Raw genomic sequence first — 13,600 nt, 5'->3', positions numbered from 1 at the left:
GCCTTACATTTGTGTTTTTATAGCTCAATGTAGAAGTCAGCTCATCATCACCTTGAACCAGCTCTTCAATCAACAAGCTGTGAAACAGTAACAACGGCTGATAAAATTGAGTATAATTAAGACGCTTTTTTCAGTGTCTCACAATAGTTTTTAAGGTTATTTTTGAGTGTTGGTATCTATGATGGTATAAAAACCTTAACTCCAGTAAAAACCTTTCAAATCAGCATCTTAAACACCAGTTCGATTTCTGCAGGGGACACCACGTACAGCCTTCTGACATTCACCAAATTCACTCATCCTTCTTATCTTTAATACCGCCTCTGCTCTGCCTGGGTGACGACGGCCAGTTTCTGCGCATTTCAACATGAACGATTACACATACACATTTCCTGTTTAAGCATTCACGCTTTATTAAGGCTCAGAACGGCCGGCACTTTTAGGCAAGCGGTCAACATCTCATCGTGTTTTTTGCGACCAGCTTGCCCCTGTCGACAGACTGAAGAAAAGTGTAACGCCTGGCCGATAACACGCAATCTTCCTAAATAATCAAGTCGGGGACATTCTCAGAATCAGAAAGAAAATGAAGCGCCTTTATGTGGATCGCTACCCACTCGCTTCTTAAGCGCCCTGCGTAAATCAGAAAACCCGACAGAAAACGGCGTGCTCGCTTTGCCAGACGAGAGGTTTTATTTTTCTGCCTGCTGTTTCAGTTCGGCATAGCGGGCTGTCAGTTGTTTCAGGTGCATTTCCAGCTGAGATTGGGCAGCTGCAGGTAACGGTTTGCCCGCTGGATGTTGCGACAGTACGCGCAGCTGTTCTTCAGCCGGTATGGACTGATTAAAGAACTGCATCGTGGCAAAAACCACTGATTTCAGCTCACTGACCGTTATGTATTTACCCTTCTGTTCATCGAGGCCATTTAATCTGTCGCTCAGTTTTTGTAGTGTCATCATTCCCTGAGACCAGCCATTAAGCTGCTCTGCCGGTAATGCGGCAGCACTGCGTTGTTGTTGCCATTGCTGTGCCAGAGACTTTGCCTGCTCCGGCCAGAGCGCCTGAGCCTGCTCTACAAGTTGTCGACTGTAGTCAATGCTCCAGCCCGGCGGAAGCTTATCCAGACGGTTCAGCTGTTGCTGTGTCTGGGCGATCACGTTCTGCGGCAAAGCAGTCTGCTGACGCAATAGATCCACCTGTTCTGGCGTGAGCGTTGCAGGTAAAGGTGCCAGAGATGCCGCCAACTGAGCCTGCAGCGGATTTGGCCGGTTTACATATTGCCAGCTTCCCGCTGCGGCCACGCTTATCGCCAGCATGGCACCCATACCGGCAACGAAAGATTTCCACTTTTTTACCGGCGCGGGAAGAGTCGCCAGTACTTCCACATTCGCCTGATATTCAGGGCGGGCAACATACACCCATTTCATCGCGCTGGCGGTTTCTTCTGCACCGTCGGCTGCGAAGGCGGCTGCATCGTTGATCACACTAGCTGGCAGCACAGCTGCCCCTGCCCGGGTTGTGTCGTCACTGTTTTCCAGCCGGACAGCGCTGTTATGCATCAGTATACGTAACGTATCGAGCTGGCTCAGATGTTTAAGCTCCAGGCGCTGCAGCACCTCGCCCATAGCGGCAAGACGTTGCTCTGCCTTGTACAGCTGACCAAGGTCGCTGTAATTCAGCGGGAGCGCGCGCATCCGTTGCTGCAGACGCTGGCTCAGACTGCTGAGGATTTCCATGCGGGCATGTACCGGCTGCGGCCAGAGCGTGCCCCACTGATGGCTTATCAGCGCATCCAGTATCGCCAGACCTTCATTGAGGCCGAACAAGCCGGCCAGCTGCGTTCGGGCAAGCGTATACCAGGCCGCCGTCTGCAGTTCCACACCATTCTGCTCAAACAGTGAGAGACAGCGTTTTTCGACATACGGCCAGTTCACATCCGGGCGCGCAGGATGCTTCAGCTTACTTAGCTCATCGCGCAGAGCGGCATAATCCGGTAGCGTGCGCGGGTCGCCGCCGGTTTTGATTTTACGCGGGGTGATGTCATTCATGACCAGTTGTCCATTTGACGAATAAGGAGCTATTGAAAGTTATTGCTTATGCGGCTTCGTTTTCTGCACATTCGAGACTCTGCAGATACTGTAGCGCCATCCAGCAGGCTGGCCTTTAAATCACGAAGTAAATTGCGCATGGAAAGCATGGCTTTGAGCTGAGGTATTTGTCGGGAGACCTGCTCCGGCGAGAAATCCTTCATGCTCTGAAAGGTCAGACGGATATTTTCTTCGCTACCGTCACCAGCAAGCGTGTTTTTAACGGTAAGACTGACTTTCGGGGAATATTCGGAAAGCACAGCGTCGAAATTATTTTTGTTCAGATTAACTTTTTTTCGCTCAGATAACGGTGCTGTCTCCTGCCCATGGCTGAAATCGCCCGCAACCAGCAATTTCAGAGGGAGCTCGGTTTTCTTGCTCGCGCCGCCGGTATGCAGATCAAGTTTCAGATTAATACGTGCTTTGGGTATTTCGGACTGAAAGGAAGAATTAGACATAGCTGTCCCTGTTCTATGAAGTTATAGAAGCGGTCACTGCCAGCGAGAAATTAAAAGAAAAGCAAACCCTTTATTAGCACTATCCCGGTTCCCGTCATCTGACAGGAATCAAAACCCCGGGATGTAAAGCGGGCGCATTCCATTCACCAGCACGTCGACACGGTATTTTTCAGGTACTTTTCAGAAATAAAAAAACGTCCAGCAAGCACCTGGAGACGGAGTTTATGAACGTTTCATGCATGACATTAAATAAAAATATGTAACTAAAAGTTACAGAGATATGCTTTAACAATATTTTATCATCTTTATGATTTATATGATTTTTATTTAAAAACACTTCAGAGCTTATGGAATAAGGATATTCAGTAAGTGATCAATGTATTTCAGAGTATGACATGTGCAAAATCCCACCAGTCACATGAGAACGTTAATTTTTCATTGTTAAAAAAATAACTTTCAGGAAGCGAGTGTGAAAAGGGGGGAATATGACGAGACCGTCATGTCAGCATAATTTCTTTTATTGACGTAAATCAATTCTGGTTATTTTCGCTTAAAAAAAACTGAAATCAATGTATGTCACCTGTCTGTATAAACGTATTTCAGACATCGGAGAGAGGAAAGATTATCGTTATCTGCGTGCTTGTCACCTGTCACCTGTCACCGCATCTGACCGCGAGTTATGCGATGCCATCACTTACGTCAGCCAGAATAAATCCGGCCGATGCACTCACCTGCAGCTATCGAAGATGATGAAATCAGCTGGTGTCACGATGTTGTTTGCGTTGGGAACGAGAGGTTTACAATTAAACGGAAGGGAACGGTGCAGGGCATATTTACGCGATCAAAACGCGTCGATATAACATCATTGTCAGGCGCCCTCCAGGGCCGGGGCCTGCCAGATAATGTCGAAGGGCAGTACCGCAGCTGCCCTTCTCTGTTTACCCGTCATACCCGTAAACACGGGTAGCGACGCAGAACCTTATCGTTCAGTCGTTCTGTAAACCTATCGCCGTGTGTGGCTAAAGAGATCCGGGCGATTGAGGTTAATATAATCGACGCCCGCCGCCGCAATTTCCTGATGAATCGCTATATCGTCATCACCGTAATAAACCATAATCTCAAGCCCGGTCTTACGGCTTGCTTCAAGAATACCGGGATGACGCATCTGCTCTACGTTTACCTCAATGATCGATGCATGATGCACGGTGGCAACGAGAGAGGGAGACATCGCGATATTGAGGGTCATCATTTTGCGAAAGTCCGGCGCAACGGCCTGAAGGCCAGCGCGCATCGTTTCGGAAAACGAAAAGAAAAACGTATCACGGACCATACCGAGATCGCGTACCAGTGCAGCCACTTTGACCGGATCGCAGTATTTCAGCTCAATATAAACGCCCGCGCGGCCGCGCAGATGTTCGAGATAGGCATCAAGTCGCGGCACCCTGGCGTCTTTAAAACGCTCATCGAACCAGCTTCCCGCATCCAGTGCATCAATATCGCGCGACAGAGCATGCCCAACAGGGCCCGTCCCGTTCGTGGTGCGATCCAGCGTCTCGTCATGGATAACGTAGAGCACACCATCGGCGCTCTCCCGTACATCCAGCTCAATGTAATCAGCCCCCTGTTCAAGCGCCAGATCGGCGGCAAAGAAGGTGTTCTCTGGCGCAAAATGGTTGGCGCCACGGTGTGATACGATTCGGGTCATGGAAATCTTGTCCTGTAAGCTAGCCAGCGTGAACCTGTCTGCTGGGGTGGCCGGTTACGGCGAGGTTGGCATGAAGATCGACGATGCGTTTACCGACAGCATTGAAGATCAGAGTCAGTTCGGGTTGGCACGCTATTCCTACCCGGGAACCAAGCGCATGACGCACCGCTTCACCATATTCCAGCGCGCGAAGCGTGCCGGCCGGCGTGTCAATCGTGTAGAAAACTTCACGTCCCATCGGCTCAACGGTCATGATCTCCCCACACAAGGGAGCCTCGTCAGCGGCAATAAGGTTGATATCTTCCGGACGCAGACCAAAACAAACGGGGCCGTCGTATTCGTGGTTCAGTTCGAGTGTCGTTTGCCCCAGGTGCAGAAACCCGCCGACGGCCTGTCCTTCCACAAGATTCATCGGCGGCGAGCCGATAAACCCTGCAACAAAGCGATCGACCGGACGTCTGTACAGGTCATCAGGTGTCCCAATCTGCACTATCTCGCCATGATTCATACAGATGATCCGATCGGCCATGGTAATGGCTTCCAGCTGGTCATGGGTGACGATCAAGGTGGTGAAGCCGAGACGTTTCTGGAGATTCTTGAGTTCCGTCCGCATGGTGATACGGAGCGTCGCGTCGAGGTTAGAAAGCGGTTCGTCGAGTAACAGAATATTCGGTTCCTTGACCAGTGCCCGCGCCAGCGCCACGCGCTGTTGCTGCCCCCCTGAAAGCTGCGACGGGCGTCGATCAAGCAGTGCGCTTATTTGCACCAGATTAGCCGCCTCTTCCACGCGCCTGGCAATGTGCTCCTTACCTGTTTTTTTAAAACGTAACGGAAAAGCGATGTTTTCGCGTACCGTCAGGTTTGGGTAAAGCGCATAAGACTGGAAGACGATACCGACGTTGCGATCGCGGGCATCGATGCGATTGACGTTGTGCCCGTCAAACGCGATCTCACCGCTGGTCGGCGCATAAAGCCCTGCCAGCAGAAACAGCGTTGTCGATTTACCGCATCCTGAGGGGCCGAGAATGGCGACGAATTCGCCGTTCTCAATGGTAAGATTCATCGGTTTCAGGACCTGAGTCTCGCCCCAGTTTTTGCTGACATTGTTAAGAGTGATCGAGGCCATGACAATTATCCCTTGATACCGCCAAAACTCATTTGAGTGATGTATTTCTGCGTAAAGGTGTAGAGAACGAGCACAGGGAGTAAATAAATGATGCCCACAGCGGCGATCATGCCGTAATCCGCACCCGTATTATCCTGTGCGACAAAGAACAGGTAGAGGCTCATCGTCATCTGGCTTTTGTCGATAAGTAGCGTCTGGACAAAAACGTACTCCTCCCAACCACGTAAAAAGGTGAAGGTGGCAATCGCAATCAGTCCGCTACGCACCTGGGGCAATACCACCATACGAAAAGCCTGAAAACGGGTCGCACCGTCGGTCACCGCGCTCATTTCAATATCCCAGGGCACTGCGTCGAAAAAGCCCTTCAGGACGAAGATCGCATAAGGCAGCTCCAGCGCACTCATCACCATCACCACACCGAAAAGATGGTTGAGCAGGCCCATAAAGTGAAGCTGGATAAAGATGGCGATGGTGAGCGCCAGCGCGGGGAAAGCATGTAACAGCAGCAAGCCACGCAGAAAATTTTGCCGCCCGGCAAAGGCAAAGCGCGATAACGCGTAGGCGGCTGGGGTAGCGACGATCGTGACAATCAGCGTTTGTGAAACGCCAAAGATCAGCGAGCTTCCAAGTGCCGTCCAGGCCGATGGCATCAGGTCCACGCGCGTGGTGCCCGTATTCGCGATGTCGCGCATCCAGAGAAAACGGTAGTTGTGCAACGTCATGTGTGGCATCAGAAAAATCATCACAAGCAGCAGCACAACGATCCCCAGCGCAGCCCAGGACAATACCGGTCTGCGTAAACGCTCTGCCAGGAAAGCAAGTGCGATCGCCCCGATATATGCGACACCCGCAATTGCGCTGGTGCGCCACAGAACAAGCCGGCTGACGGACGCATCAGACGTGGTCAGCGATTTGGCCAGAAGCCAGAGGTAAGGCAGCAGAATCGGCACTGACATCACCGTCAGGAAGAGAATGAGCGCAGAAAGGAAGCCGACACGGTTGATTGTGCCTCTGCGTTCAAGACGCGCCCATTTCGATTTGGCCACTGCCGGGTTTGGAACGAGTGACATCACAATACCTCGATTTTCGGCGCGGCAAACGTCGCGCGCATATTACTGACCCGCCATTGCATTAAGGTCACGCCTACGCCGATCACCATCAGGCCAAGCGCCAGCGCCGCGCCATAGGCGTAAGCCCCATTTTCAAAGGCGCGACGGTAGATATAGAGCGCATAAGGCGTCGAATCGTAGACGGGACCGCCACCGGTGATGAGCAGAATGTACTCGTAGGTCGTCAGCAAGGAGAGCCCCTGATAGATGGTGATAAACCGAATGGGCTGAGACAGTGCGGGGGCCACTACATAGCGCAGCACGCCCCATTCGCTCGCCCCATCCACTCGCGCCGCATTGGCAAGATGTGCAGGGATGGAACGAATGGATGAAGTCAGAATGACCATGGCAAACGATGCCCCGACCAGGCCATTTGCCACAATGATGAGAAACAAGGGGAAATCATTACGCAGATTCATGAGCGGCAGACCGAAGGATCCGGTTACCTGATTGAGCAAACCAGACGGCGTGGGATCGGCAACCCATATCCACAGAATACTGTAGAGGACGGCCGGCGACATGCGTGGCAAAAGCCAGAGACCGCGAAAAAGATTACCCAGCCTGTCGGGAATGGCCGTCGTTGTTATCGCCAACAGGACACCCAGCCCGACGTTAAAAATAAACAGCGTCGCCGTGACATAAATCAGCGTCGTCAGCAGCACCGCAGGCATGCGCGCATCGCGTAAGACAATCCGCTCGACGTTTTGCAGCGTGAAGTGACCGACCCGCAGATCAGCGCCCATATCGGTAAAGGCGATGACGGTATTGACGATAATGGGCGCCAGGAAAAAGACGGCCAACAGCGCGATAGCAGGCGCGAGATAGAACACAGGTCGGGCCGGCCGGTGCGCCCGAGGCTGAAACTGAGACATGACCACATCTCCCTGGAGAGTAAGCGACGCTTTACAGGCTAAGCACTATTTTTTGGCGACAGACGACCGGATTTCTATATCGTCGCCAAACTGCAGTTCGAGCTCTTCGGCGATAAAATCAACGGCCTGTTTTGCCGTCATTTTTCCTGTTTCAACCGCCTGGAGACCGCTGAACAGCACCTTGTTATAGCTGCCAAACTGGATATGATTAGGCACGAACTTCGCATGTACCATCATGGGCGAAGCGGCTGACAGCACCCAGTTATCGCGGTATTTCGGCATCGCCGTTTGCGCGTTGCTGATGGCCGTGTGATAGGACGTCACAGCATGTTCGTTGTTGAAATAAGGCAACGTCGCCAGTGCCACCAGTTCGGCAGCAATGTCAGCATTTTTGCTTTTGGCGTTCACCGTATAGAGAAGCGGATGCGACAGGTTTGAGGGCTGACCGCCCTTTTTGGCCGCAGGCGCCGGGATCCAGCCTATCTTATGAAAATACCCTTCTTTGTCTGTCGGCCAGACCGCGCCATTTTTGTCGCCCAGTTGCCAGGCAACCGCCCAGACGCCCTGGTGAAAGATAAAGGCCTTCTCCTGCTTGAACGCGTTCTGAATGGCATCCCAGCTCATCGCCGTGTTATCGACCGGCGTCACTCCCTGCTTCGCATTGCGCTCATACCAGCCAAGCGCATCCGCCATTTCTGCTTTAGGGAAGATGAGCTTGCCGGTCTTGTCATCCATAAATTTCACGCCGTAAGACTGAAAAACCATCAGATAATCAATACCGACATTCGGCCGGTGCAACATGCCGTACTGAGCCGCTTTACCGTCCACGACCTCTTTGGCAAGGGCCGTCAGATCGTCCAGTGTAAAATCACCGGACTCCCCCCTGGCCGGTATGGCGTTGATAAAGGCTTCATCCTTGCCGATTTTTCTCAACATATCTTTGTTGTAAAAAAACATGCGTATTTCAGCATCCTGCGGTATGCCATAGATCTTTCCATCGTTTGCCTTTGCCGACGCCCACAGGACGGGCAGGATGTCGCCATAGACCCACGGTGCCGCCGCGATCTTATCGTTCATTTGCATGGCATAGCCGTCCTTCGCAAACTGACCAATCCATTCATGGGGCAGCACATAAATATCCGGCCCTTGTCCGACGGACATCGCCTTCAGCATATCCATGGCGAAGTCGTCCCAGCCTTTGACAGCACTGCTATTGGCCTGAATCACAATATGTTTGTCGACGCCCGCAGCCTTAAATTGCTTGTTCATGATGTCGGCTGCATCTTCAATGTTGGTAATGCGGTTCGGTGCGCTACGCTCGGCGAGCGTGGCGAGTTTAATCGTTATCTCTTCTGCGTGAGTCATGCCAACACACAACGCGGACATCACGAGGGTGGCGAGGACTGTGAGTTTTTTTGACATGGTGTTTATTCCCGTTGTGCCTATTATTTAAGTAAGTTAATTTATTTAAATGACAGGTTCATGACCATGTGAAAACGACAGGGAGAAGGTGCGTTGACTTCATCAAAACATTGGGAAGGAATCGGTTCGACCCAGTCGGCCGTACTACGTTATCTGCGTCGCAACGACGCCGCATCACGTGCTGAGATCGCCGATTGTTGCGGGGTGACAGCGGCGGCCGTCAGCATGATGACCCGCGATCTCATCAAGCGAGGTATCATCATCGAAGGAGCCCGGCGTTCATCTGGCCGGGGCGCGCCCCACATTGATCTGATGCTTAATTCCTCCATCGGCTATGCCGTTGGGATTCATGCCAGCCGCTTCTCTGTTACGCTGATGCTGCTTGATTTCAAAGGGAAACGGGTCGACGAAATTGAACTGACCGGCCACTATGATACCTTTGCCCGCGCCCGCTCAGAGATACAGAAGGGCCACAAAACGTTGCTTGAGAGAAACCACATACCGGATCATTTACTGATTGGCGCAGGCATTGCCATGCCGACGCGCTTCCAGCGCGGTCAGGCTCCGCTTCATCTGGCTCCCGAAGTGCTTTCCTGGGATGAACCCGGGCTGTTCGAAGCCATTCAGCAGGCGCTGGGCTGTCCGGTGTTAATCGAAAATGATGCCAATGCTGCCGCCATGGGCGAAATGACGCTGGGTAATGCGGCTAATCATGACGATTTTATCTATCTCTATCTGTCAGAGGGCGTCGGCAGTGGCCTTATCCTGGGCAAACAACGTTATCGCGGTCATCTGGGCAATGCGGGCGAAATTGGGCTGCTGCTGCCACTCGACAGGCCCCGCCCCTCTTTTACTGACCTTGCGGCGTGGTGTAAGCATCGCCTTGGCCAGATACCTGAAGGCCGCGCTGAGGCTGTCTGGCACCATTTTCTTAGCGAAAACACAGCGGTTCTCGACGAATGGATCGCACGTACTGGCCCGGAGATCGCCCGGCTGGGCTTTATGCTGAATGCGGTCCTCGCGCCAGCGGCGATCTATCTGGGTGGGACACTTCCGCAGATGGTGCGTGAACGGCTTGCGGCCTGGCTCGACTTTTCCACTGTGGATACGTTAAACGGCACACCTGTCGTGCAGCCTGAAATCTGTCTGCCGGACGTCGCGGCCACGGATACGGTCGCATTCGGAGCCGCCGCCATGGTCCTGCATAATGTTGCTCAGCAGGATAACGGGCATCGCGACGGGGTCAACTGACCGCTCAGCGGCGGTGACGGAATGAAGGAAACCGACGCGGCAAACATCGGCGACGGTTCTCTGAGTTGGCCGCGGATAAACAGGTCTCTGTGAAATGAGAGCCAGTCCGCAGCGAGCGTCGGTTTATTTGCGGCCGCAGCGTGGGACAGGTTTGGCTTAATTTGCCCACACTATAATCCCCATTTGGAGCCAGCCGGTGAAAGCGTGATCGGGATGGGCTTGCCGCATACCGCCACGCGTGGTGCAGAAGGCGTGTTCCACTGAAAAAGACAGATATGCCAGCCGCCGGGAATAAGACGCGAACGGTCAATAATCCCATCCGCGCCTGTTACTCTGGCTTTATCTGCGTTGTGCCATGAATCCGGGATTCGCCCCTGCTGCAGCGCCGTTCGCCAACTGCCGTCAGCGGCTTCTGGCAGGATTCCCAGTTGCTCACATTTTGCCTTATCGCGCTGATCTACCAGCCAGGCCCCTGACAGGCGTAGTGGAATCAGGACGCGTGAAAGGCCATCCTCACGCATATAGCCCGATACCGCCATGATGGACCATTCCGGCAGCGGACTCATATACAAGGCCGGTTGCCCGTGGCGATGATAACGCCCCGCGCTTTGCGGGCCGGGTGCGGCAAGCACCGCCTGCGCCTTCGCGGTTAACACAGCGCGATAAAAAAGGCCGCCCACGGGCAATAGTGCGTGATGCATGTTTGTCTTTTCTCCCGCAACAACCCCATCCCTGCGATTGCTGAACGCGCCAGTTAATCGCTTAGTGCGTAGCCACGAACCAGCCCGAGCTGTCGGCGCATGTCTGCCTTGCCTGCGCACAAGCCGGTGATACACAGGCGCGGGGCCAGCCGATCATCAGATTCGTTCCATCTGCCCGGACGACACGATGTGATGCCGTTTAGGATGCGACTTTGGATGCGCCGGATTACATTGCTCATGTGTGCCGGGCAGATAAAATCTGCCGTCCTGAGAGGGCGCAGTACCGCCGGGACAACCATTCATGCCGCGCTGACCATTGTGGCCAGGCAGCCCAGCACCGCCAGGTTGATTGTCCATACTTCCGCCGTTACCGCCCGCTCCGCCATTTCCACCTTCCCCACCGTTCCCCCCTGGCGCGGCATAGCAGACTGATGCGGTTAACAACAAAATAAGCAAAGCAGCGCCTCTGCGCATGGTGTGACCTCCGTGATTCGCGATTATTTTTCGACAGTAATGACATCCGGCGTTTGCGCCACAATCTTCAACGGCGTGCCTTTTATAGCCTGCCCGAGCGCTTCACGAAGCGTCATGGTGCCATCTACAGGATTCACCTGAACAGCCCCAGTGCGCGACAAATCCGTCTGGATAAAACACCCGGTACCGTGCGCCAACTGTTGCGCCGTTTCGTCAAAGCGCGACAAATGAAGATTGTAGGTCGCTTCCGCATAACATTTACCCGCAGGGATGTGACCAGAAGATGACTGGCTGCACGACGTACACGTCAGCGCCAGCAGCAAGCAGGCTGAGTTGAAGGATGTGAAATGCATAACGCCTCCGGGCACAGGAAAACTTGTGTCTTTGTCCCATAGTCAACTGTTTCTGTCAGCGTGCAGAGTATGTCTGAGTGTGATCGCAGGCGAGGAGGTGGGAAATGTTCGGTTCGCTATCGTGCCGCTTCGCACTGGCGGTAATGACCTCTCTTAGCAGAGAAAGTCACGTTTTACGGTGTCGTGCTCACCGGGCGCGACGGAACGCGTCTTCGCCGTCCCTGGCGCTACCATGATTTTACGGTGATGTGTCCTGTGTAAACAAAACGGAACCGTAGCGGGCATGGCGCCCTTTCCTGTCTGGGCGTCATGCCCGTTTTTGCTGCGCATTGACAAGATGCTGGGGTTGATTGATCGCTTTGCGCGCAATCCAGTAGAGCAGAACCCGCTCGTCGTCACTGTCGCGGTCCGCCATTGACAATAATTTCAGTGCCAGGGTAGATTTCGTGACAGGCTGCTGTTCTGCGCTCAGTTCGATCACTGCCTGACCGATAATGCAGCAAACTTCATCCTCACTGGTGATGGATTCATATGTCCGGTCTTTCATATTTCCTCCTGTTGAATGGACTTTAAGCCTGGCAAAAAAATGCTAAGCCTGCCGGGAAAAGAGGTTGGCCGTAATATTCCCTTACTGCTGTTTACCTGCCTTCATTACCTTGACTCACCTCGTTACACTTACCCCACGCGGCCATTCATTCCGCCCTGACAGCATTTCATTCCGCGTTGCATTCCGTTCATGCGCTTTCCGCCCTCGCGCGTAGGGGTTTTGGTTATTCTGACGCCAGTATTCAGTTTCCCCCTGGGAGTAACATAATGAACGCGACTCAACAGACTGCCCACCAGCGTACACGCTGGCTCACACTTATCGGTACGGTGATAACCCAGTTAGCGCTGGGGTCCGTTTATACCTGGAGCTTATTCAATGGTCAGCTCGCGCAAAAACTGGATGCGCCCGTAAGCCAGATCGCATTTTCATTTGGTTTACTGAGCCTGGGGCTGGCCATCTCTTCTTCACTGGCTGGCAAGCTGCAGGAGCGTTTTGGCGTCCGTAAGGTCACTATCGGCGCAGGTATATTGATGGCGCTGGGATTAGGGCTGACCGCCCATGCAGATAATCTGATCATGCTGTACCTGAGCGCGGGCGTGTTGTTAGGTCTGGCCGATGGCGCAGGGTATCTGATGACGCTATCCAACTGTGTGAAATGGTTTCCTGAACGTAAAGGCATGATATCGGCCTGCGCCATTGGCGCTTACGGTCTGGGTAGTCTGGGATTTAAATTCATTTGCGGGGCACTGTTGGCACGATTTGGGCTTGAACAGACCTTTGTGCTCTGGGGCCTGCTGGCAATGGCGATGATTATTGCTGGCGGACTGATGATGCGCGATGCGCAGCTGCAATCTGCGTCAGCTACTCAGGCAGAAGCGACGCGTCAGTATACGTTGGCCGAATCGGTGCGTCTGCCACAGTACTGGATGCTGGCGTTGATGTTTCTGACTGCCTGTATGAGCGGGCTGTATGTGATTGGCGTTGCAAAAGACATCGGGGAAGGTTTGGTTCACCTCAGCACCCAGACCGCCGCTAACGCCGTCACGGTCATCGCGGTAGCAAACCTGAGTGGTCGGTTAGTACTGGGCGTGCTGTCCGATAAAATGGTGCGTATTCGCGTGATCTCACTGGCCCAACTGGTTTCACTGATCGGTATGAGCCTGATGCTGTTTACACAGATGAATCAAACCACGTTTTTCCTGTCCCTGGCCTGCATTGCGTTTAGCTTCGGCGGCACCATTACCGTCTTCCCTTCGCTGGTCAGTGACTTTTTCGGCTTGAATAATCTGACCAAAAATTATGGCCTGATTTATCTCGGCTTTGGCATTGGCAGCGTAATGGGTTCGCTGGTGGCCTCAATGTTTGGCGGCTTTACGGTCACTTTCAGCCTCATTATGACCCTGCTGGTTATATCACTGGTGCTGTCACTGACAATCCGCCTGCCGCAGAGCCAGCCAGCCCATGAACCGCTGTTGCAGCGTCAGTAATGTTACAGGGCCAG

12 protein-coding genes are annotated in these 13,600 nt (G+C 53.2%); 2 read left to right on the top strand and 10 right to left on the bottom strand.

Features of this window, described 5'->3' with window-relative positions; translation table 11 throughout:
• Positions 1–686: 686 nt before the first annotated feature.
• The 7 genes from C1N58_RS03670 to C1N58_RS03640 all read right to left on the bottom strand — a co-directional run bounded on the left by C1N58_RS03670 (position 687) and on the right by C1N58_RS03640 (position 8,773).
• The gene (locus C1N58_RS03670; protein ID WP_375096628.1) at positions 687–2,042 is read right to left on the bottom strand and encodes a VasL domain-containing protein; all 1,356 of its coding nucleotides are present in this window, start codon (positions 2,040–2,042) and stop codon (positions 687–689) included.
• 29 nt (positions 2,043–2,071) lie between these two features.
• A complete protein-coding gene (tssB, locus tag C1N58_RS03665) occupies positions 2,072–2,539 on the bottom strand; it encodes a type VI secretion system contractile sheath small subunit (RefSeq protein WP_394564589.1) in 468 nt (155 codons plus the stop codon).
• Positions 2,540–3,542: 1,003 nt separating this feature from the next.
• Entirely contained in the window at positions 3,543–4,244 is a 702-nt protein-coding gene (gene ugpQ / locus C1N58_RS03660; protein WP_006120339.1) for a glycerophosphodiester phosphodiesterase, read from the bottom strand.
• A gap of 19 nt (positions 4,245–4,263) precedes the next feature.
• Positions 4,264–5,370 carry an ABC transporter ATP-binding protein gene (locus tag C1N58_RS03655; protein WP_054633395.1) on the bottom strand — a complete coding sequence of 369 codons (1,107 nt, stop codon included), beginning with the start codon at positions 5,368–5,370 and terminating at the stop codon, positions 4,264–4,266.
• Positions 5,371–5,375: 5 nt separating this feature from the next.
• A complete protein-coding gene (locus tag C1N58_RS03650) occupies positions 5,376–6,440 on the bottom strand; it encodes a carbohydrate ABC transporter permease (RefSeq protein WP_054633394.1) in 1,065 nt (354 codons plus the stop codon).
• Positions 6,440–7,351, bottom strand: a complete 912-nt coding sequence (locus C1N58_RS03645) for a carbohydrate ABC transporter permease (RefSeq protein ID WP_033740753.1) — start codon at positions 7,349–7,351, stop codon at positions 6,440–6,442. Before C1N58_RS03645 ends, C1N58_RS03650 begins: the two co-directional genes overlap by 1 nt.
• A 45-nt stretch (positions 7,352–7,396) precedes the next feature.
• Positions 7,397–8,773, bottom strand: coding sequence for an ABC transporter substrate-binding protein (locus C1N58_RS03640; protein ID WP_394564588.1), 1,377 nt, complete (start codon positions 8,771–8,773; stop codon positions 7,397–7,399).
• Positions 8,774–8,866: 93 nt separating this feature from the next.
• On the opposite strand from C1N58_RS03640, the gene C1N58_RS03635 reads away from it, so the two are divergent.
• The gene (locus C1N58_RS03635) at positions 8,867–10,024 is read left to right on the top strand and encodes an ROK family transcriptional regulator (protein ID WP_033740755.1); all 1,158 of its coding nucleotides are present in this window, start codon (positions 8,867–8,869) and stop codon (positions 10,022–10,024) included.
• A gap of 170 nt (positions 10,025–10,194) precedes the next feature.
• On the opposite strand, the gene C1N58_RS03630 is transcribed toward C1N58_RS03635, so the two are convergent.
• The 3 genes from C1N58_RS03630 to C1N58_RS03620 all read right to left on the bottom strand — a co-directional run bounded on the left by C1N58_RS03630 (position 10,195) and on the right by C1N58_RS03620 (position 12,099).
• Positions 10,195–10,725: an RES family NAD+ phosphorylase gene (locus tag C1N58_RS03630; protein ID WP_205953395.1), complete on the bottom strand. Its 531-nt coding sequence runs from the start codon at positions 10,723–10,725 to the stop codon at positions 10,195–10,197.
• Between the two features lie 497 nt (positions 10,726–11,222).
• The gene (locus C1N58_RS03625) at positions 11,223–11,552 is read right to left on the bottom strand and encodes an STN domain-containing protein (protein WP_394564587.1); all 330 of its coding nucleotides are present in this window, start codon (positions 11,550–11,552) and stop codon (positions 11,223–11,225) included.
• Positions 11,553–11,859: 307 nt separating this feature from the next.
• Positions 11,860–12,099, bottom strand: coding sequence for a hypothetical protein (locus C1N58_RS03620; protein ID WP_006120349.1), 240 nt, complete (start codon positions 12,097–12,099; stop codon positions 11,860–11,862).
• A 266-nt stretch (positions 12,100–12,365) separates the two neighbouring features.
• Here C1N58_RS03620 and C1N58_RS03615 point away from each other — a divergent pair, with 266 nt between their 5' ends.
• Complete coding sequence (locus tag C1N58_RS03615) at positions 12,366–13,586, top strand: L-lactate MFS transporter (RefSeq protein ID WP_394564586.1); 1,221 nt, start codon at positions 12,366–12,368, stop codon at positions 13,584–13,586.
• Positions 13,587–13,600 lie beyond the last annotated feature (14 nt).

Source organism: Pantoea sp. SGAir0180 (assembly GCF_043546245.1).
The sequence above is the reverse complement of the archived record's forward strand: the minus strand, read 5'-3'. Positions and strand labels throughout refer to the sequence as shown.

Coding starts and splice junctions, on each gene's coding strand:
- tssB (WP_394564589.1), bottom strand. CDS start 2,539: ATGTCTAATTCTTCCTTTCAGTCCGAAATACCCAAAGCACGTATTAAT.
- C1N58_RS03650 (WP_054633394.1), bottom strand. CDS start 6,440: ATGTCACTCGTTCCAAACCCGGCAGTGGCCAAATCGAAATGGGCGCGT.
- C1N58_RS03620 (WP_006120349.1), bottom strand. CDS start 12,099: ATGAAAGACCGGACATATGAATCCATCACCAGTGAGGATGAAGTTTGC.
- ugpQ (WP_006120339.1), bottom strand. CDS start 4,244: ATGACCCGAATCGTATCACACCGTGGCGCCAACCATTTTGCGCCAGAG.
- C1N58_RS03615 (WP_394564586.1), top strand. CDS start 12,366: ATGAACGCGACTCAACAGACTGCCCACCAGCGTACACGCTGGCTCACA.
- C1N58_RS03645 (WP_033740753.1), bottom strand. CDS start 7,351: ATGTCTCAGTTTCAGCCTCGGGCGCACCGGCCGGCCCGACCTGTGTTC.
- C1N58_RS03630 (WP_205953395.1), bottom strand. CDS start 10,725: ATGCATCACGCACTATTGCCCGTGGGCGGCCTTTTTTATCGCGCTGTG.
- C1N58_RS03670 (WP_375096628.1), bottom strand. CDS start 2,042: ATGAATGACATCACCCCGCGTAAAATCAAAACCGGCGGCGACCCGCGC.
- C1N58_RS03625 (WP_394564587.1), bottom strand. CDS start 11,552: ATGCATTTCACATCCTTCAACTCAGCCTGCTTGCTGCTGGCGCTGACG.
- C1N58_RS03640 (WP_394564588.1), bottom strand. CDS start 8,773: ATGTCAAAAAAACTCACAGTCCTCGCCACCCTCGTGATGTCCGCGTTG.
- C1N58_RS03655 (WP_054633395.1), bottom strand. CDS start 5,370: ATGGCCTCGATCACTCTTAACAATGTCAGCAAAAACTGGGGCGAGACT.